Annotated in this window: 14 protein-coding genes; 2 read left to right on the top strand and 12 right to left on the bottom strand. The window is 53.9% G+C overall.

The window, feature by feature from the left end:
• Positions 1–22: 22 nt before the first annotated feature.
• From rbsR to LKH74_RS02170, 5 genes are all read right to left on the bottom strand, one after another.
• Complete coding sequence (rbsR, locus tag LKH74_RS02150; protein WP_135368687.1) at positions 23–1,030, bottom strand: ribose utilization transcriptional repressor RbsR; 1,008 nt, start codon at positions 1,028–1,030, stop codon at positions 23–25.
• A gap of 340 nt (positions 1,031–1,370) precedes the next feature.
• Positions 1,371–2,360 (bottom strand): aldo/keto reductase, encoded by a 990-nt coding sequence (locus LKH74_RS02155; protein WP_135368688.1) that lies wholly within the window; start codon positions 2,358–2,360, stop codon positions 1,371–1,373.
• A 779-nt stretch (positions 2,361–3,139) separates the two neighbouring features.
• Positions 3,140–4,051, bottom strand: a complete 912-nt coding sequence (murQ, locus tag LKH74_RS02160; RefSeq protein ID WP_287707790.1) for an N-acetylmuramic acid 6-phosphate etherase — start codon at positions 4,049–4,051, stop codon at positions 3,140–3,142.
• A gap of 225 nt (positions 4,052–4,276) precedes the next feature.
• Complete coding sequence (locus LKH74_RS02165; protein WP_135368690.1) at positions 4,277–5,923, bottom strand: peptide ABC transporter substrate-binding protein; 1,647 nt, start codon at positions 5,921–5,923, stop codon at positions 4,277–4,279.
• Between the two features lie 12 nt (positions 5,924–5,935).
• Entirely contained in the window at positions 5,936–7,426 is a 1,491-nt protein-coding gene (locus LKH74_RS02170; RefSeq protein WP_287707789.1) for an amidase, read from the bottom strand.
• 229 nt (positions 7,427–7,655) lie between these two features.
• Here LKH74_RS02170 and LKH74_RS02175 point away from each other — a divergent pair, with 229 nt between their 5' ends.
• Both LKH74_RS02175 and LKH74_RS02180 read left to right on the top strand, forming a co-directional pair.
• Complete coding sequence (locus LKH74_RS02175; protein ID WP_287707788.1) at positions 7,656–8,534, top strand: transporter substrate-binding domain-containing protein; 879 nt, start codon at positions 7,656–7,658, stop codon at positions 8,532–8,534.
• A 19-nt stretch (positions 8,535–8,553) separates the two neighbouring features.
• A complete protein-coding gene (locus LKH74_RS02180; RefSeq protein WP_287707787.1) occupies positions 8,554–9,243 on the top strand; it encodes an amino acid ABC transporter permease in 690 nt (229 codons plus the stop codon).
• An 815-nt stretch (positions 9,244–10,058) separates the two neighbouring features.
• On the opposite strand, the gene LKH74_RS02185 is transcribed toward LKH74_RS02180, so the two are convergent.
• From LKH74_RS02185 to mnmA, 7 genes are all read right to left on the bottom strand, one after another.
• Positions 10,059–11,129, bottom strand: coding sequence for an MFS transporter (locus tag LKH74_RS02185; RefSeq protein WP_353845636.1), 1,071 nt, complete (start codon positions 11,127–11,129; stop codon positions 10,059–10,061).
• Positions 11,045–11,251, bottom strand: coding sequence for a hypothetical protein (locus LKH74_RS02190; RefSeq protein WP_287707786.1), 207 nt, complete (start codon positions 11,249–11,251; stop codon positions 11,045–11,047). The genes LKH74_RS02185 and LKH74_RS02190 overlap by 85 nt, the downstream gene beginning before the upstream one ends.
• A 266-nt stretch (positions 11,252–11,517) precedes the next feature.
• Positions 11,518–12,504: a ribose-phosphate diphosphokinase gene (locus LKH74_RS02195; RefSeq protein ID WP_135368447.1), complete on the bottom strand. Its 987-nt coding sequence runs from the start codon at positions 12,502–12,504 to the stop codon at positions 11,518–11,520.
• Positions 12,505–12,826: 322 nt separating this feature from the next.
• Positions 12,827–15,361, bottom strand: a complete 2,535-nt coding sequence (gene recD2 / locus LKH74_RS02200) for an SF1B family DNA helicase RecD2 (protein WP_287707785.1) — start codon at positions 15,359–15,361, stop codon at positions 12,827–12,829.
• A gap of 15 nt (positions 15,362–15,376) precedes the next feature.
• Positions 15,377–16,060 (bottom strand): tetratricopeptide repeat protein, encoded by a 684-nt coding sequence (locus LKH74_RS02205; protein WP_135368449.1) that lies wholly within the window; start codon positions 16,058–16,060, stop codon positions 15,377–15,379.
• 8 nt (positions 16,061–16,068) lie between these two features.
• On the bottom strand, positions 16,069–16,728 hold the full coding sequence (locus tag LKH74_RS02210; protein ID WP_287708054.1) for a histidine phosphatase family protein: 660 nt from the start codon (positions 16,726–16,728) through the stop codon (positions 16,069–16,071).
• Between the two features lie 854 nt (positions 16,729–17,582).
• Complete coding sequence (gene mnmA, locus LKH74_RS02215) at positions 17,583–18,710, bottom strand: tRNA 2-thiouridine(34) synthase MnmA (RefSeq protein WP_287707784.1); 1,128 nt, start codon at positions 18,708–18,710, stop codon at positions 17,583–17,585.
• Positions 18,711–18,919 lie beyond the last annotated feature (209 nt).

Here is an 18,919-nt window from a genome sequence, read left to right on the forward strand (position 1 = left end):
GCTTACAAGAACTATTTAAAATTTATTTCAATGGCGCCGTACTCTCACGCTCCTGCAAGTTGACCGGTAGATCGACCAGTTGGGCGGCCTGACGTTGGTCCTTGATCCGGTTGATCAATAAGGCCGTGGCCTGTTGACCCATGGTCACGACCGGTTGATGGATGGTGGTCAACTTGGGCACCACGTATTCATCCAGGTCGATGTCATCGTAACCCAGCACCGAAATATCTGCGGGGACCCGAACGCCCTGTTCGTGCAGGCCGCGCATCAAGCCCAGGGCCGTTTCGTCGTTGATGGCAAAGACGGCCGTGGGGTGTTGCGCCATGACGGCGGCTGTGGCCTGATAGCCCCCCAGCTTGGTCATCGGCGAGTGAATCGTGGCCGTCTCGGGCAGGTCGATGTGGTGTTCGGCCAAGCGCCGTTTGAACCCGGCCACCCGGATGCGCAGGTTTTGCGTCGGCTTTTCTGGCATTAAGACGACAATCCGTTCGTGCCCTAACGACAAAAGATGATCCGCCGCCAACTCGCCCCCTTGGGTATCGTTGATCTGCACGCGGTCCAGGCTCGGTCCCCCGTTTTGATCGATCAACAGGTAGGGAATGCCGTTTTTCTTTAAAATATTATCAATGGCTTCCCCCGTAATGGAGGCACTGGCAATGATCAACCCGTCTACCGCCCGTTTGATCAGCTCCTCAACGTAGTAGCTTTCGAGCTTCTCATCGTGGTTGGCACCAAAGATCAACGGGATAAAATGCTGTTCACGACTGGTCTCTTGGACGCCGCGAATAAACATGCTGAAAAAGGGATTACCCAGGTTCGGGACCAGGACCCCAATGGTTTGCGCCGATTTCATGATCAGGTTGCGGGCATTGAAATCGGGAACGTAGCCCATCTCTTCTTGCAACTGGTGCACGCGCCGCCGCGTATCCAGACTGAAGCGTTCACCCTTGCCATTTAAAATTTGCGAAACCGTCGTGACTGAAACACCCGCCGCCTCGGCCAGGTCTCGAATCGTTACTTTCCGTGTCATAGTAACCCCCACCGTCTAGATTGAACTGCAGTTTCTGAAACGCCCGCTCGCCACTTGCCCGAGCCAAACGCACATAGCGTAACCTAAGTCTTATTATACCCCATGGCTCCAGGTTTTTTGCGACAATTTTTATGAAAATTGACACCCCAGTCATTTTCACGAGCGAACGGCTTGGCGACTCGGGGGCAACTGCCAGAATCCTCGCCATTCGGTAGCGTCAGGATGAGTTGCCGACCACCATTAGTGACCAACCTCCCGCTAGCAATCTCGCGTTTCTAAGCGACAAAAGAGGCATCAGACATTCGCAACGAACGCCTGGTACCTCTCATTTTTGGGCCAATTAAGCCTTTAAAATCTTATCAATTGCGGCCAATTCTTCTGGATCAAATTCCAGGTTTTGCACGGCTTTGACATTTTCTGCCAAGTGGCTGGCCTTGGACGCACCGGTGATGACACTGGTAATGACCGGGTTGTGCAAGAGCCAAGCCAAGGCCATGTGAGACAACTTCTGCCCCCGACTTTGGGCAATCTTGTTCAGGGCTTGCAACTTCTTGGTCATCTTGTCTCGACCATCGTCCAAGATAAACTCGTTGGACCAGTGGATGTCCACGTCGGCGGGAATCCCGTCTAAGTATTTATCCGTTAATAAACCTTCAGACAGCGGCCCGTAAGCAATCGCCCCGGCGTTATTTTGCGCCAGCATGTCAAATAACCCATCGTCATTGGCGGTCTGGTTCAACATGTTGTAAGACACTTGGTCAACCACAAACGGCGTGTGCAGTTCCTTAAAGATCTTGATCATGGCTTCTGCTTGTGGCTTGGTGTAGTTGGAAATCCCAACGTACAACGTCTTCCCGGCCCGGACCAGGTCGTTTAAGGCCACGGCCGTTTCTTCAGGAGACGTTTCTGGGTCGAACCGGTGGCTGTAGTAAATGTCCACGTAGTCCAGTCCTAAGGCTTGCAAAGAGCGGTCCAGTGAAGCAGTCAGCGCCTTGCGGGAGCTCATTTGTCCGTAAGGTCCTGGCCACATGTGGAACCCGGCTTTACTGCTGATGACCAATTCGTCGCGGTAAGGCTTCAGTTCGCGCTTAAACACCTCACCAAAGAGACTCTCGGCCGCATATGACCCAGGGCCGTAGTTCGCCGCCAAGTCAAAACTAAAAATACCAGCGTCAAACGCCTTCAGGATAATGTCACGGGTATCGCCGTAATTGGCGTTTTCCCCAAAGCTATGCCACATCCCAAAAGAGATAGCGGGCAGTTGGAAACCCGTGTTTCCCGCCCGTCTGATGGGCATTTTTTCGTAACGGTGTTCATCTGCAAGATACATTCTGCCACATTCCTTTCCACTTATACCTAAATTAAAGTATAGAGAATTGGTGTGGACCAGTCAAGTTTCTTGTGTAGATTTCGCCAGAATCGTTCGGGATTTGTCTAACCAAATGTGCTAAAGCAGACATGGGTTCCCGGCCGTTTTGCGCCGGCCAATAACTATTGACCATACCAAAAATGCCATCAACACCGTCACAGCAATGTTAATGGCACTCGTTATTTAAAATCTGAAGTTTGAACGACAGAAATCAGCTGGAACTATCGTTAGCATGCGACTCATAGCGTCAAAAGCAGTCGTTTACAGCGTCATCATATGACTTGGCCGCCTACCGTTCGCCAAATATGGGTTGGCACACTGCGGCCGGGGCGAGCCAAAGGACGCCTTGACACTTCGCTTTGAGCCGCAGACCACGTCTCAAAGTGGCCTCGTGGCCGAAACGTGCCCCAACAGGCAACTGGTTTTGCTTAACAGTTACCTTAACCCCAGATTGTAGCTACAGTGACAACTAGACTTTAATTAATATAGTGTGGCTGATAAACACTAACTTGCCGGAGGCAGCCAGGGTGGAGCCAGCTGTGTCGACGGTGTTGGCTGAGGTTGTGTCTCAGCCTACAGCGTGGGACGACTTGAGAGACTGGCCGGTTTTGCCAGGCTTTCAAGCGAGCCGGAAGACCGCTTCTCAGGCTGGAGGCGTTCCCCAGAGCAGGCGGAACCCTGGCTGACGCAGGCTCCCGGGAACGCCAATTTTGACCAGCAAGGGCAACCTCGTTTTTAGCCTACTTCACCTTAGTATCGCTCAACTTAACGGCTTGTGAGACGTGGCCGTTGGTGGCGGCCAGCAGGGACTTGGCCTCCGCAATCGTGCCCTTGGTCTCAATCAACACGATGGCTAATGGCACGTTGTTGTCGGAACGTTCCAGTGCCCGTTCTGCGGCCAGCGTGGACGTTTGGGTGGCTTCGGCGATGATCTTCTTGGCCCGTTCGAACGTCTTGTCGTTGGTCGGGACCACGTTGATCATCAGGTTTTGATAGACCTTCCCCGTCTTGATCATGATGCCGGTCGACAACATATTCAAGACCATCTTCTCGGCGGTCCCCGCCTTCAACAGCGTGGCCCCGGTAATGATCTCGGGCCCCACGACCGGCGTGATCGGATAGTCCGCTAGTTCGGCCAAGGGACTGCTCTCGATACACGAAAAACCGATGCCCACGGCGCCGTGGTCCTGCGCAAAGCGGAGCGCGGCCAGCGTGTAGGCGGTCTGGCCCGACGCCGCACTGGCGATGACGATATCCTTGTCCGTCAACTCGACGCCCGCCATGTCGGCCTGGGCCATTTCGACGGAGTCTTCGGCAGCCTTCACCGTGTGGGTCAAGGCGGCCTCGCCCCCGGCAATCAGGCCAAAGGTTTGCTCGCCACTCAGCCCATAGGTCGGCTGAAGTTCCGTGGCATCAATGACGCCCAAACGACCAGACGTCCCGGCGCCAACATAGATCAGCCGCCCGCCTTGATCAAACAGCGGATAAGCCGCATCGATTGCCGCGGCAATCTGGGGTAATTGCTTCTGGACAGCGCGCGCCACCCGGTGATCTTCCCGGTTGATCGTCGCCACCATTTCCAAGGTCGATTCCCGGTCGATGTGCGTGGACCGGTGGTTACGTTGTTCTGTCAGTAATTCATCAAATTGCATAGTGTCAGCCTCCAACTCCGATTAATTCTCACGGTTATGTATTCGCTTTCATAACGCCTAATCTAGGTATAACATGTTTCATAATTAATTTCAATTACGATTTCGTTTTCCGCGTCCGTTTCCCAGCTTTTTCGGAAAAATAAAAAAGCAGCTGGCAATCGCCAACTACTTTCATAGAAAAGTCGTCGCTGTGACAACGACTTTGCGTAAATTTAACTGAAAACTTTACTTTTCGACCTTCATCCATTGATACCCGCGACTCATCCCCGCTGGGTTCCAAACGTAGCCCGACACCTTGTCGTTCCACATTTCCACCGTGGCTGGTTGGTACAGTGGGATGACGCCTTGTTGCGACATCAAGCGCTTTTCAGCATTGACCAGGTCTTGGTAGCGCGCCGTAGGGTTGTTGGCATCTTGATTTTCAGACGCCTTTACGTAGCTGTCGTACTTGGCATCCGAGAAGTCACCGTTGTTATTGGTGTTGCCGGTGCTCATCAAGGACAAGAAGTTGATCGGATCCGCGAAGTCCGCCCCCCAGTTGGTCAAGACCAGCTCGAAGTTCCCGGTGTTGGACCGACTCAACCGCGTCTTGTAAGGCAACGTGTTGATGGAAACCTTCACATTCGGCAGCTTCTGTAATTCGGCTTGAATGTACTGGGCCACGGTCTTGGTCACGCTGGTATCATCGGCCATCAGCGTCAGGTTCAACGACTTGGTCCCCGTGGCCTTGAGGCCGGCCTTCATCAAGGACTTGGCCTGCTTCAGATCATAGGTGACCCCGGACTTGACGTAGGCGTCCTTGGCAAAGTCGGCGTTTGTCTTGGGATTACGTGACAGGTTTTGGGACACGAAGCCCAGCGGTGCCTTGGAACCATCGCGCAGGACGCTCTTGGCCAACTGTTGCTTGTCGATGGCCATGGACAAGGCTTGCCGGACCTTCAAGTTCCGCAGTGCCTTGACCTTCTTTTGGTTCATCTGCATGTAGTAGGTGCTCCCACCCACGAAGGTCTTCATTTCCTTATTGTTCTTCAGGTTGGCAACCTGCGTACCGTCTAACGTCGTGGCGTCCAATTCCTTCTTCTGGAAGAGGCTCAAGCCCGTCGATGGATCGGCGACCACTTGGAAATGCATCTGCTTTAAAGTGATGCCCTTCTTGTCCCAGAACTTGGTGTTCTTCTTCAATGTCCAGCTTTGACTGGTCCCTTGCCACTTGGTCATGGTAAATGGCCCATCGTAAGCGGTCTGTTGACTCGAGTGGCCGTAGTCACTGCCGTACTTTTCAACCACCTTTTGTTCCTGCGGGAAGAAGGTCGGGAAGGCCAGCAGTAGCTTAAAGTAAGCGACTGGCTTGCTCAACGTGACCTGTAGCGTGTGCTTGTTCACGGCCTTGACCCCCAGTTGACTCGGAGCCACCTTGCCATTTTGCACGGCGTTGTAATTCTTGATGCCGGCCATCAGGTAGGCGTACTCAGAAGCCGTCTTGGGATTGACCGTCCGTTGCCAGGAGTAAACGAAGTCCTGCGCCGTCACCGGCTTGCCGTCGTTCCAATGGTTGTCGGACCGCAGTTTAAAGGTGTACTGCTTCCCATCCTTGGACACCGTGGTCTTGGTTGCCAAGGCGTTGATCAGCTTTTCATTCTTACCCAGCCGATACAACCCTTCTTGCGTGTGGTACAGCATGGTCAGGCTGCTGGAATCCGATGCCTTCGAGACATCCAGCGTGGTGACCTCCGCCTTCGCCGCGAGCTTGACCGACTGATCGGCCGCCAGCCCCGACTTAGACGTCCTGGACGACGACTTTCCGCAAGCGGCCAAGCCCCCAGCAACCAGTAACGCTGCCCCTAGTAATAATCCAATCTGTTTTCCCTTCAAAACGTTCGCTCCTCATTCATCTAAAATAGTCTGATGTAACAATTTTAACTTACCTGCGCGTTCAAATAAAGCCCCAAGCTTCAAGAGGACCGCCTCTTGTCCCTTACCGGCATTAAACTGGATCCCCAATGGCAATCCATCCGTCGTCACCGCCGTTGGCAAGCTCAGTGCCGGTTCCCCGGTCAAGTTGGCCTGTTGGGTAAACGGCGACCGGGTCAAAGCCGGCAGCCATTGGTCATAGATCAACTGTTTTTGCGCGGCGGGTTTCAAGCTGGTGATGTCGGCCATCTTGGCGGCGTTGTCCGCAGAGACCAGCGTGTCACCGACTTTCGGGGCGGCCCAGGCCGTCGTGGGCGTCAAAATGACCGGATACTTGGCGTGCAATTGTGCCATTTGCCAAGCGGCTTGGTCCCATTGCCCCAATGCCAAACTGTATTCCGCGGCCGTCGTGTTCAGTCCCGTTTGGTACAACGCCCAGGTCAACAGTTCCATGTCGTCGGCAGTCAGTGATCGGCCGATCCCAGCTTGCATTTGGCCCATGAAGGCGGCCGTCTCCCCAGCATTCATGGTGTAGTAACTTTCCATTAAGGCCACACCGTCAATGGGGTTCTTAACCTCTTCCACGTCAAAGCCCTGGTCGCTCAAGAAGGTCACTGCCGCTTCGACCGCTTGCACGGCGTCCGGACTGACCGGCGTGCCCACCGGGGACTCGGTGGTGTAGCCAATGACCCCGGGTTGGACCGGCTGGTCGAGTTGCGCCAAGAAGCCGGGCCGCTCTAAAGATTGCTGGAAGACCGCGGCGGGTTGGATCGTTTGTAAGCTATCCAATAAGGCCGCCGTGTCGGCCATGGAACGGGTCAGCCCAAAGTCGATGGCCGCCCCTTCCCAGGACCGCCAATCGCCAGGGCCCACGGGAACCCGGCCCCGGGTCGGCTTCAAGCCAATGGTCCCCGACCACGATGACGGGATCCGAATCGAACCGCCCCCGTCACTGCCGGCCGCTAGTGGCACCATCCCGGCAGCCACGGCCGCGCCGGCCCCACCGGAGGACCCCCCGGGTTGATAGTCGGTGTTCCACGGGTTGTGCGCGTCGCCGTAGATTTGGGCGTCCGTGATATTTTTGAACCCAAATTCCGGAAAGTTGGTCTGCCCGATCACAATGAACCCCGCTCGTTGCAGGGCTTCCACGAAGAAACTGGTCTGCGTAGCCACGTTGGCCTTGAGTAACCGCGACCCGCTGGTGCTCGACTCTCCCTTGAGCTGTTGACCCAAGCCTTTCAGGAGTAAGGGCACGCCCAAAAATGGCTGCCCGTGATCCTCGAGTGCCGCCGCTTCTTTTAGCGCCTTTTCGCGCCGCGTGGTGATGACCGCGTTTAATGCCGGGTTTTGCCGGTCGATTTCCGCCAGGGCCCGTTCAACCAATTCTTGGCTGGTGACTTCGCCTGACCGCACGCGCTTCGCCCAGGTCAATGCCGGGGTCCCAATCCAATCCGTAATTGCCAATACAACCGCCTCCTATAATTCTATCACCTAGCCACGACCACCACGCCGCAGCCAACCTTTTCCTTCACTCACCAAGTTGTTGAAAAATTTTCACGGTCGACCGTGACCGGTAAACCACTAATTATTGGTAAGTTAATACTTTCATTCTACCACGTACTGGTTGTAAAAGCGTTTCCAAATAGTTATACTTAAAAAGTCTTAGGTCACAAATCGAAAGGAATGAAAATTGATGAATAAGACGAAAAAATGGTTGGTTTTAGGTTTAGGGTTAAGCTTAGTGATGGGCGTCGGTCTCGTTGGTTGCGGGAAGTCCTCATCAGAGTCAACGAATACCAAGGTCGCAAACAAGAAGACCTTGATCGTGGCGACGTCCGGGACGCTGTATCCCACGTCGTTTCACGCTTCCAAGAACAGTAAGCTGACCGGGTTTGACGTGGAAGTCGTCCGCGCGGTCGCTAAGGGCTTACACAAGAAGGTCGAATTCAAGGAACTCAGTGTCGACGGCCAATTGACCGCGGTCAACTCCGGTAAGGCTGACATGGCGGCCAATGACTTTGGGCTGTCCCCGGCTCGCAAGGATAAGTACGCGTTATCCACGGTCTACAAACACTCATTTAACAGTATCATGGTCCGCAACAGCGACGATTCCGGTATCCACAACTGGGCCGACATCGAGGGCAAGAAGTCCGCTGGGGAAGCCGGGACCGGTTATCAACGGCTCGCCCAACAATTAGGGGCTAAATTGGTCAACTACGATAACGTCTCCAACGATGTTTACCTCAAGGATGTTAAAAATGGTAAGACCGATTTCATCATGAACGACTACTACCTGCAAAAATTGGCACTGAAGGCCATCCCAAACAACGGCTTACATCTGGTCAAGAACATGTACTTCACCACCAGCGATGACGGCCAAGGTGTCGGCATCCTGATGAAGAAGAGCAACACCAAGCTCAAGGCCGAGATCAACAAGGAAATCAAGAAGTTATTGAAGGACGGCACCATCAAGAAATTGTCCGAAAAGTACTACGGCGCTGACGTGACGAAGAAGCCAAACGTCAAGATTGCCAAGAACTTTACGATCAAGTCCAAGTACACGGGCCAATAGAAAGTCAGGTGGCGCCACTGTGCTCAAGTATTTCTCGATTCCGGGCTTCTTTAATGCCAAACTGGCGTGGTCGTCTATTCCCCAGATTTTAGCGGGCCTGCCGATGACCATCTACCTGACCGTCATGGCCTTTATCCTGGCGACCATCTTGGGGATGTTTCTCACGCTGGCGCAACTCAGCCACATTCGGGTGCTCCACTGGCTGGCGCGGGCCTACATCTCCTTCATGCGGGGCGTGCCGATGCTGGTCGTCTTGTTCATCGTCTACTTTGGCTTTGGCCTCACGGCGATTCCGGCGGCCATCATCTCGTTTACCATCGGGGCAGCGGCCTTTGTGTCCGAGGTCTTCCGGTCCTCATTTTTAGGGATCGACCACGGGCAATACGAAGCGGCCTACTCGATTGGCCTGCCCTATCGCAAGGTCATGCGGCTCATCATCATTCCGCAAGCCTTCCGCATCAGCATTCCGGCGCTAGGCAACATCTTGCTCGACATGTTCAAGGGCACGTCGCTAGCCGCTATGATCACGGTGACCGAAATGTTCATGGACGCCAAGATCGTTGCCGGCGCCAACCAGGACTACATGACCATCTACATCACGATTGCCATTCTGTATTGGCTGTGCTGCGTGGTCCTAACGGCGGGACAAAACCAGCTGGAACGGTACTTAGACTACGACCGGAAATCCATTCACATGAAAATGATTTAACGTTTAAAGACGCGTCTACTTGGCAGTAATTCTGCTGGGCGGACGCGTCTTTTTTGGGTGAACTGCTGAAGGTTGAACCTAAATTTAACACGCTGATTGCTGTAACGACGGTGTTTCGACACCTAAGATTGGTAAAACCAGACGTCTACGTCAGCCAGGGTTCCGCCTGCTCTGGGGAACGCCTCCAGCCTGAGGAACGGTCTTCCGGCTCGCTTGAAAGCCTGGCAAAAACAGCCAGTCTCTCAAGTCGTCCCGCGCTGTAGGCTGAGAAAGAACCTCAGCCTACACCGCCAACACAGCTGGCTCCACCCTGGCTGCCTCCGGCAATGTAGAGGCTATCAGTAACACTGTGTTAATTGAAAGACTAGTCGTCAATGTAGCTACCACATGGGGTTAAAACGACTGTTATTAACCTGCACTACCGTAGTCGAGAGTTCGCCAAATATGGGTTCAGCCGCTGAAAAGAGTGTGACGACAGGCGGTTAACTGGCAAGCATTAACGGTGCTAGGCGGATAATCCCGGTCCTGGATTATTTGCCTAGCAGTGTTAAGCAGAACCAGTTGCCTGTTGGCGCACGTTTCGACTATGAGGCCACTTCGACGTATTTCTCGGCTCAAAGCGAGGCGTCGAGACCGCCCTTTGGCTCGGCCGCCCCAGCGTTCCAACCCATATTTGGCGAACGGTAGGCGGCCAGGTTGCATTGTGAGACTATAAACGACTAATTTGAACGTCACGAGGCACATGATCACAGTAGTTCCAACTGATTGCCGTCTTTCAACCTTCAGTTACTGGTTAACCGACGCTCAAAGCGGTCCTACTCCTCACGAATGGCATACTTGCGCAACTCTGAATTAGCCGCGAACGCTAGCCCCGTCACCAACATCGCGCCACTGAAAATTAGGAGAAAGATTTTTGGCGACAGGCTACCGCCGATCAAGCCAAACAACAAGCCCCCTAGTCCCATCGCAAACAGCGTGAACGTGTAGTAGGCGCCCATGACTCTCCCCAACAAATCCTTGGACAGCATCGATTGCATGATTGGTGCCTGGGCGGTTTGTTCCACCCCTAAGGCAACGAACACTAATCCATAGTAAGCAACGAAAATGTAATGATTGGCAATCAGCACAATGGGCGCCATGAGGAGGGCAAACCCAATCGAACTGGCGACCAGTAAAGTGCCCAGCGCAAATTTGCGACTTAACCAGTTCGCCAAGACCGTCGACCCCACCAAGATGCCAATCGCACTAAAGGACTCCAGTAAGCCTAAATATTGGGGGCTACCCATTCGTTTCGCTAAGAGGACCTGATACACATCGAGGCCGCCAAAGAGAAAGTTCATGATGACCGTAAAAACCGTAAGAATTACTAAGGATGGTCGCCGCAGAATCACTTTGAAACCGGTGCTCCAGTCAGTACGGCCCGCCTTCACTTCCGTTTTAGCCGTGGTCGTATCCGCCTGGTTGTGTTTCAATCTGCCAAAGAAACAGGCACTCACTAAGAACGTCAAAACGTCTGTCACGACCAACGACAGGACTGAAAAGACGTGCAGAATGAATCCGGTCAGGGCGTTAAAGAAATAACTCACCCCATTGTAAGCAAACGCCATGTATGACGCGGCTTGGGGCAATTCTTTTTGGCTAATAATTTGGGGTAAGAGAGCATCTTGCGTCGGGTAAGAATTGACCCCAAACATCGCCGACAGAAACGAGAGTCCGAGGATGACCCCCGGATTTTGGCGAAAGATGACCATGGCTACGGCGACACCACTAACGCACAGTGCCTGACCAATTTCACACACGATTAAAATCGTCTTTTTGGCGTATCGATCAATGTACCGCCCGAAAACAAACTGGGCAGTAAGACCACGAACTCCAAGATGCCTAATAGAATCGTCCCCGCTTTAAACTGGATGAAGTACCAGCCCAAGGCAATTCCGTAGACGCTGTCCCCAGCATTACTGATAGAACGCCCGATGAAGATGTTTCTAAAATCACTTTGATGCAACACGACGATCACCTTCTTTTGCTTAACCAACGCATGATGCCGTCTAGCCTACCGACTCCTCACCCAAGACCACTGGTTGACTGACGACATTTTGTATCCACATCCTAGTCCTTTCTTCACGGAAACGCAGCTCCCCCCGCGGTTTGATAAGTTTGCGAAACAACGCCCCGTGGTGCCCATTTCTTTGGCACCCGCCACAATCTGAGCCCACAAAAATAACGGCATCAACGCTATCCCTTGGGAGGCGCTGATGCCGCTATCACTTTAATTTATTGCTTTTGCCGACCGGGCACCTTGGTAAACAAAGAGTCGACGGGTTCTTCATGGTAAATCAGATCGATGGCCTTACCGAACATCTCACCGACAGACATGATGGCAAATTTATCGCTTTGTTTGTCCTCTGGTAATTGAATCGAGTCGGTAATGACGACCTTCTTCAACACGGATTCGTTGATGCGTTGGGTCGCGTCACCGGACAAGACGGCGTGTGTGGCGGCCGCGTAAACGTCGGCGGCACCAGCCTTCTTCAAGGCATCGGCAGACACCGTGATCCGGATGGCCGTGTCAATGATGTCATCGACCAAAATGGCGTGTTTGCCCTGCACATCCCCAATCACCGCTTCTGGATGAGCGGCATTTTCCGTATCGGAACGGTTGTCGATAATCGCAATCGGTGCGCCCAACAATTCAGCCAGCCGCCGGGCCCGACTCACACCGGCATGATCAGGTGCCACCACGACGATGTCTTCGTCCGCCAGACCGGTGTTTTCTTCAAAGTAGCTGGTCAATAACCGGTCACTTTGCAGGTGGTCAACCGGAATATCGAAGAAGCCTTGCAGCTGAGCCGCGTGCAGGTCCAACGCAATGACCCGGTTGACACCGTCCATTTGCATCAACGACGCAATCAACTTGGCCGTGATGGGTTCGCGGGACCGCGCTTTGCGGTCGGCCCGTGAGTAACCGTAGTACGGGACGACCACGTTGATTTTTTCTGCGCTTGCCCGCCGTGCGGCATCCACCATGATCAACAGTTCCATCAGGTTCGTGTTCACGGGATCGGAAACGGATTGAATCAGGAACAATTCATCCCCCCGGATACTTTCGTCAATACTGATCTGAATCTCACCGTCACTAAAATGCTTGATTGTCGCCTTGCCCAGTTCCACCCCGGCCGCCTTCGCAATCTTTTCTGCGAGTGGACGGTTGGAATTCAACGCAAAGACTTTCATTCTACCAGCTTCGACGTGTTCTGCCATAACAGCCTCCCTGTGGGATCACCACAAAATTCATCTATTTTCTGTTCTTATTATCGCAATCTTTTCTTGGAAACGCAACGGTTGGCACCGCGATTTTCTGATTGTCTTTAGATTAAGCGCTAAAAGTTGAAAGTGGAAAGACGAAAATCAGCTGGAACTATTGTGATCATGCAACTCACGGTATCAAAAATAGTCGTCTACAGCCTCACAACACGACCTGGTCGCCTACCGTTCGCCAAATATGGGTTGACACGCTGGCTGACGCAGACGCCTAGTTTCACCAATTTTAGGTATTGGCATCCCATCGTTACGGCAACCAACACTAACCTTGCGACGCCGTTGGCATAAACTGTTGCGGCGACACGCCTTGCATGCCGATCATGGGGTCGATTTGGCGGCTCAACACCAGTTCTGGCGTCAAGCGGTAATCCTTAGGCGTGTTCGATGCTGGTGTTTCGGTAGCCGTGGGGGTCGTCGCCGCTGCTGCATCAGGCGATGCGTCAGTTGCTACGCCATCATCAGCCTCTGGCGTTGCCTTCGCCTTTTTGGGGGCCGCAGCCGCGCCATCCGGGTCCAGGACCGTTTGGATGCGCGTCGTCAGCGTGGTGTGCCGGTTGACGGACAGATTGGTGACACAGGCCTCAAAGGCTTGCGGTTCACCGATCAGAATCAACATGTCGGCCGCCCGGGTCACCGCCGTGTACAGCAGGTTTCGCTGGAGCATGCGGTTGTATTGACCGACCATCGGCAGGATGACCATCTTGAACTCGGACCCCTGCGATTTGTGGATCGACATGCAGTAGGCCAGCGTCAGCCGGTTCCAGTCGTTCTTGGCGTAGGTGACCTCGGTCTGTTCAAAGGCAATCGTCAATTGGTCACTCTTGGCCTTACTGTGCTTGTCGTTGGCCAAATCGATCCCGGTGATGACGCCGATATCGCCGTTAAACACGTTATTTTCCGGACTGTTGACCAGGTGCAAGACCTTGTCGCCAATGCGGAATTTTTGATTACGGAAGATAACTTCCTTTTGGCGTTCGGATTTTTTCGGATTCAAAATGTCTTGGAGCACCACGTTCAACCGGTCAATGCCGGCCGAGCCGCGATACATGGGCGCCAGCACCTGAATATCACTGGCGCTGAAGCCCTTGGCGTGAGCCTTGCCCACGATTTGGTCGATGACATTTTCCACCTGATTGGCGTGACAGGCAATGAACGAGCGGTCCTTTTGGTTTTGCGTGAAGTCCGCCGGTAGCCGGCCCGCCTTGATGGCGTGGGCCAGTGGGATGATGGACGAGCCATCCCCCTGCCGGTAGATCGTATCCAGCTGAATCTTCTGCAGTTGGTCGCTGGCCAACAGGTCGTGAAAGACCTGGCCCGGCCCCACGGAAGGCAGCTGATCTTTATCGCCCACTAAAATGACCTGCATACCAATCGGCACGGCCTTCAACAGCGTCTTCATCAGATACACGTCGACCATGGAGACCTCGTCGATGATCAACAGGCCACCCTCTAAGTCGTTGGTTGCCGCCTCATCGGGTTCGGCCTCGCGTCCCGTCAACCCCAAGAGCCGGTGAATCGTGCTGGCCGGTAAGCCGGTCGACTCACTCATGCGCTTGGCGGCCCGACCCGTCGGCGCTGCTAACAGAATCGGGAATGGTTTGTCCTTGTATTCGTTGATGTCTAACGAGACCTCGTGCAATCGTGCGTACAGGTTGACCAGGCCGCGAATGATGGTGGTCTTCCCGGTCCCGGGACCCCCCGTCAGTAACATGACCTTAGCCTGGATGGCGGCGGTCAGCGCGGCGGTTTGCGACTCGTCGTACACGATGTCGTTTTGTTTTTCGACAATGCGTAATTGCTTATGAATCGCGTCTTCAGTAAACTCAGCCGGCGTGTCATCGCCCTTCAAGAGCCGTTGGAGGTGTTCGGCGACCTGCCATTCCGCGTCATAGAGGGATTTCAAATAAATGCGCTGGTCATCGCCGACCACTTTTTGTTGCTTGGCTAATTCGAGCAGTTGGTCGGCCAACTTGCTGGGGTCGAGCCGCACGTTGCGGGCATTTTCCAACAGGCTCAAGGCGTTGGCCAGCAACGGTTTGGCCGTGGTATAGGTGTCCCCATTGGCCACCGACAGGTCGTTGAGCGTTTGTAACAGCCCCGCCTGCAAGCGTTCCGGCTTATCAGCCGCATACCCCAGTTGCGTGGCAATCTGGTCGGCCCGCCGAAAGCTGACCCCGTTGATGTCCTCGGCCAATTGGTAGGGATTTTCGTGAATGACGTCGAGCGTCTTTTCCTGATACCGGTTGTAAATGGCCGCCGCCAGAGTACTGCCGAAGCCGTAACCGTTAAGGCCGATGATGATCTGCTCCATGCCGTTGTTGGTCTGAAGCTGACTGACCAGCGTGGCGGAGACCTTGGCCGACAAGCCCAGCGGTTGGAGCACGGCCGAATCGTTCAAGATTTTTTCAATCGCGTTGGTCCCTAAAGCGTCCACGATCTTTTCGGCCGTCTTCTTGCCCAAGCCAGGAAAGTCTTCGCCACTGAGGTAGGCCACAACGCCGCTACGGGTAGTTGGCGTCTCGTTTTGGTAATTATCCGCCTGAAATTGCACACCGTACTTGGGGTGCTCCACGCGTTTGCCGGTGAACCGGTACGTCACGTCGTCCTTGATGTCGGCGAAGTTCCCGGTCACCACGATTTCGTCTTCGTGCCAGTCTAAGCTGGTCTCGGACACCTTGACCAGCATCACCTTGTAAAAGCTGTCGTTGCTGGCAAAAAAGACCGCACTGACGGTGCCGACCACGTAATCGGCCTGCTTCGTCTCATCCGCAAATAAATTGAGTGATTCGGTTGCCATCTGCTAGTCTCTCCTTTACGACGGGTCTTTAGGTTGCCGCTGTGCTTGCACGAAGCGTTCGATGTCGGCCAAGCGCTTTTGGCCTTTTTCAAAATAAGTGGGATCCAATTGCTTGGCGCGTGCGAAGTAGTCCTGGTAGGCTTCCCCCTGGACCATGGCGACCAGCCCGCGGTCAAATTGCGCGTGGCCGTTCTGCGGGTCTAAGGCCAAGACTTGGTCGTAATATTGTGCGGCTTGGGCCATGTTGCCCAGGGCCAACAGGTTTTCGGCCATAACCTGAAGGGTCGCCTCGTCTTTGGGCTGGCTTCCCAATGCGGTCAACGCAAAGGCCAGCGCCCGCTTGTGGTCACCGTTAGCCATGTAACTTTGGGCCAGCATCAAGTAACCGGCGCCCTTCCACTGGTCGTCCAACTGGTCAAACTGTTGAATGGCCTTGGGATAGTCCTGCGCAGCGTAGTACACGTTACCCAGGCCGTAGCGCAACTTCGCTACCGTGGCGGGTTGGGCGTCGAACAGGCCCAGCGCCTTCATTAAGAGTTCCTCGGCTTGGGCGTAGGACTTCAAGTCCACCAACACCGTTGCCAGTTCGTAATAAGCGTCCGCATCGCCAGGATGGGTGTCAATGCGCTGAACCAATTGGTGGACCAACTGTTCTGATTTTGCCTTTTCTGCTTGGCGGTCAATTTTCTTCTCTGTCATTTTATCACCTAAATCGCATCCGTTGCCGTGGGTTTCGCCGTCAAAAAGCTGGTGTCGTTCCAGTCGACCAAATCGTAATGCTGCCCGTCTTGCGTCTCTAAAATGGTCACGCTGGTATTGCGCAGACCACCGCGTTTCCGCAAATCAGCCAGTGGCGTGCCCAATAAGCCATTGATCTCGGCGTTGAGGGCGGCCCCGTGGCTAAAAATCAAGACGTTATCTTGCGGGGCGGCGTTGGCGGCCACAATCTTTTGGATGGCGGGCGTCATGCGGTCAATGACCTGGGTAAACGTTTCGCCACCAATCTTAGCAGCGTCGTATTGGTCCGGATGGTTGCGAAAGGCGTCTAATTCGGCCGGAAATTGCTTGCTGACGTCGTCAAAGGCCATCCCCTCCATCTGTCCTAGGTGGAACTCTTCCAGGCGGCTAACCAGCGTTAACGGCACCTGTTGGCCCAGCTCCTTGATGACGTGTTGGGCCGTGACCCGCGCGCGCTTGATGGGACTAGCGTAGGCGTGCGTGAATGGCGTGTCCTTTAAGAACTGGCCGACTTGCACCATCTGCTGGTAGCTTTCCGGCAACAGCGGCGAATCCCCGCCGGCGCCCTGAAAGCGGCCTTCCAGATTCCACTGCGTCTTGCCATGACGAATAAAGTATAGTTTCAAAATTGTTGCCGTCCTTTCCGTGAAGTCACATAGTCTATATTATGCCAGTTTTCGCTGGGTTTTCAAAGGAACTGGCCGGAAAACGGCAAATTTCGGCGAAAAATTTTGCCCTTGGCTACGACATGGCGTTGGTAATGGTCACACGGCGGATACGGGCCGCCTACCGCCTGCTGGATATGAGTTGGAACGCTGAGGGCGCCGGCCCAAGCCAAAGTGCGGTCTTGGCCCTCAAGTTGGAGCCGATAGAGCACGTCTCCAACTTGCCAGTTCCCTAAGCGCCATGGACCACGCCGCTAAGGGAACTCCCACAGCTGAACTCATATCCAGCAGGCTCTCGGCTACGGTAGTGGTTAACGGCAACAATCCACCTAACGTCACACTGTTAGCGGTATTGCGCCAGGAGATTCTGGTCACCGTCCAGTTTGTGCCCACACGTTTACTAACGAAATCAAACGGCCTTTGGTAACCCCCATCGTCTAGTTCTTAACCATTCTTTTAGAAACCATTGTCACCACAGTTTGTGACTGCCACTAGTAACGGCGCTAACATCGTCTAAAATGGCGGGTTAAGCCAATTATCGCGGTGCGTCTTCCATCTAGCCGTGAGTGAAGTGAAATCCAGGCTCAGCCGGGGAATTTGTCAGTGGGCTTTGCTGATAAATTGGTGACTTTGAGACAGTGAACTTCTGGCTCAAAGCAAGCGCCGAGACCGCACTTTGGCTCGGGGCGTCTCCCAGCGTTCCAGCCTGGAGTTTCACGTAACGGTAAGGCGGCCAATACGGCGCATATCGTGGTCCACGCCAAAAGAGCCTGACCAACCGGCACACTGCCAGCTGATCAGGCTCTCATTTTAACGATTTAGATTAACTGTAACTCACGGTCCTTGTTGTAAGCAGCGTCAATGATGGCGCTCCCCAAGCACTCGTCGCCATTGTAGAAGACAACGGCCTGACCAGGCGTGATGGCCCGGGCGGGATCGTCGAATTTAACGGTGACCTGCTGGCCGTCCTCGCTCAGGTGAACGGTCACGCCGGTATCCTTTTGCCGGTAACGGAACTTGGCCGTGCAGTGGAAGTCACTGCCGCGGTCGATCGTGTTGACCCAGTGAATGTCTGAGGCCGACAGATGCGTCGCGTACAGATGCGGATTGTGGTAACCCTTGCCCACGTACAAAATGTTCTTGGTCAAGTCTTTCCCAATCACGAACCAAGGCTCGTTATCTTCGCCGTCGCCACCAATACCTAAGCCGCGACGCTGACCGATCGTGTAGTACATCAATCCGGCGTGGTCACCCTTGACCTCACCGTCGACGGTCATCATCTTGCCGGGCTTGGCTGGCAAGTAGGTGTTCAAGAAGTCCTTGAAGTGACCCTTTTCACCGATAAAGCAGATTCCCATGGAATCCTTCTTATCAGCGGTGGCCAAACCGGCTTCCTTAGCAATCTCACGGACCTGGGGCTTGACCAAGTCACCGATTGGGAACATGACCCGATCCAACTGCTCCGTGGAGAGCTGGCTCAAGAAGTAAGTCTGATCCTTATTCTGGTCAACGGCGCGCATCAAGTGCGCATCCCCGTTCTCATCACGCGTCAACTGAGCGTAGTGCCCCGTTGCGATGTAGTCGGCCCCCAACTCCAAGGCGTAGTCCAAGAAGGCCTTGAACTTGATCTCCTTGTTGCAGATAACGTCTGGGTTCGGCGTCCGACCCTTTTTGTACTCATCCAAGAAGTACGTGAACACACGGTCCCAGTACTCCTTTTCAAAGTTGACGGAGTAGTAAGGAATGCCGATTTGTGAGGCAACCTTGGCTACGTCCTTGTAGTCTTCCGTGGCGGTACAAACACCATTCTCGTCCGTATCGTCCCAATTCTTCATGAAGACGCCGATCACGTCGTAGCCCTGCTGCTTCAAGCGCAAAGCGACAACGGAGGAATCGACCCCGCCACTCATACCAACGACAACCCGTGTTTGGCTGTTGTCCTGCATGATATCACCATCATTTCTCTCAGATTCTGGAGAATCTACGATTTGAAGGTCGCATAAATCCAGTATGGCCTAGTTTACCCATTTTGCCCTGCTTTTGCAAGCCTGGCGTTTCTTATCACCAATTGGTCCCTTAGCGCGACATTTTCCAGGGCAAATTGACCACCCCCAGGACAAAGGTGTATAGTTAAAAATATATTAAAATTCAATTA

This window comes from Levilactobacillus sp. (genome assembly GCF_022646225.1).
Taxonomy (GTDB): Bacteria; Bacillota; Bacilli; order Lactobacillales; family Lactobacillaceae; genus Levilactobacillus; species Levilactobacillus suantsaiihabitans.

What these genes read in the sequence shown, in the direction of transcription:
- rbsR (WP_135368687.1), bottom strand. Translation starts at nt 1,030, where the DNA reads ATGACACGGAAAGTAACGATTCGAGACCTGGCCGAGGCGGCGGGTGTT.
- LKH74_RS02155 (WP_135368688.1), bottom strand. Translation starts at nt 2,360, where the DNA reads ATGTATCTTGCAGATGAACACCGTTACGAAAAAATGCCCATCAGACGG.
- murQ (WP_287707790.1), bottom strand. Translation starts at nt 4,051, where the DNA reads ATGCAATTTGATGAATTACTGACAGAACAACGTAACCACCGGTCCACG.
- LKH74_RS02175 (WP_287707788.1), top strand. Translation starts at nt 7,656, where the DNA reads ATGAATAAGACGAAAAAATGGTTGGTTTTAGGTTTAGGGTTAAGCTTA.
- LKH74_RS02195 (WP_135368447.1), bottom strand. Translation starts at nt 12,504, where the DNA reads ATGGCAGAACACGTCGAAGCTGGTAGAATGAAAGTCTTTGCGTTGAAT.
- recD2 (WP_287707785.1), bottom strand. Translation starts at nt 15,361, where the DNA reads ATGGCAACCGAATCACTCAATTTATTTGCGGATGAGACGAAGCAGGCC.
- LKH74_RS02205 (WP_135368449.1), bottom strand. Translation starts at nt 16,060, where the DNA reads ATGACAGAGAAGAAAATTGACCGCCAAGCAGAAAAGGCAAAATCAGAA.
- mnmA (WP_287707784.1), bottom strand. Translation starts at nt 18,710, where the DNA reads ATGCAGGACAACAGCCAAACACGGGTTGTCGTTGGTATGAGTGGCGGG.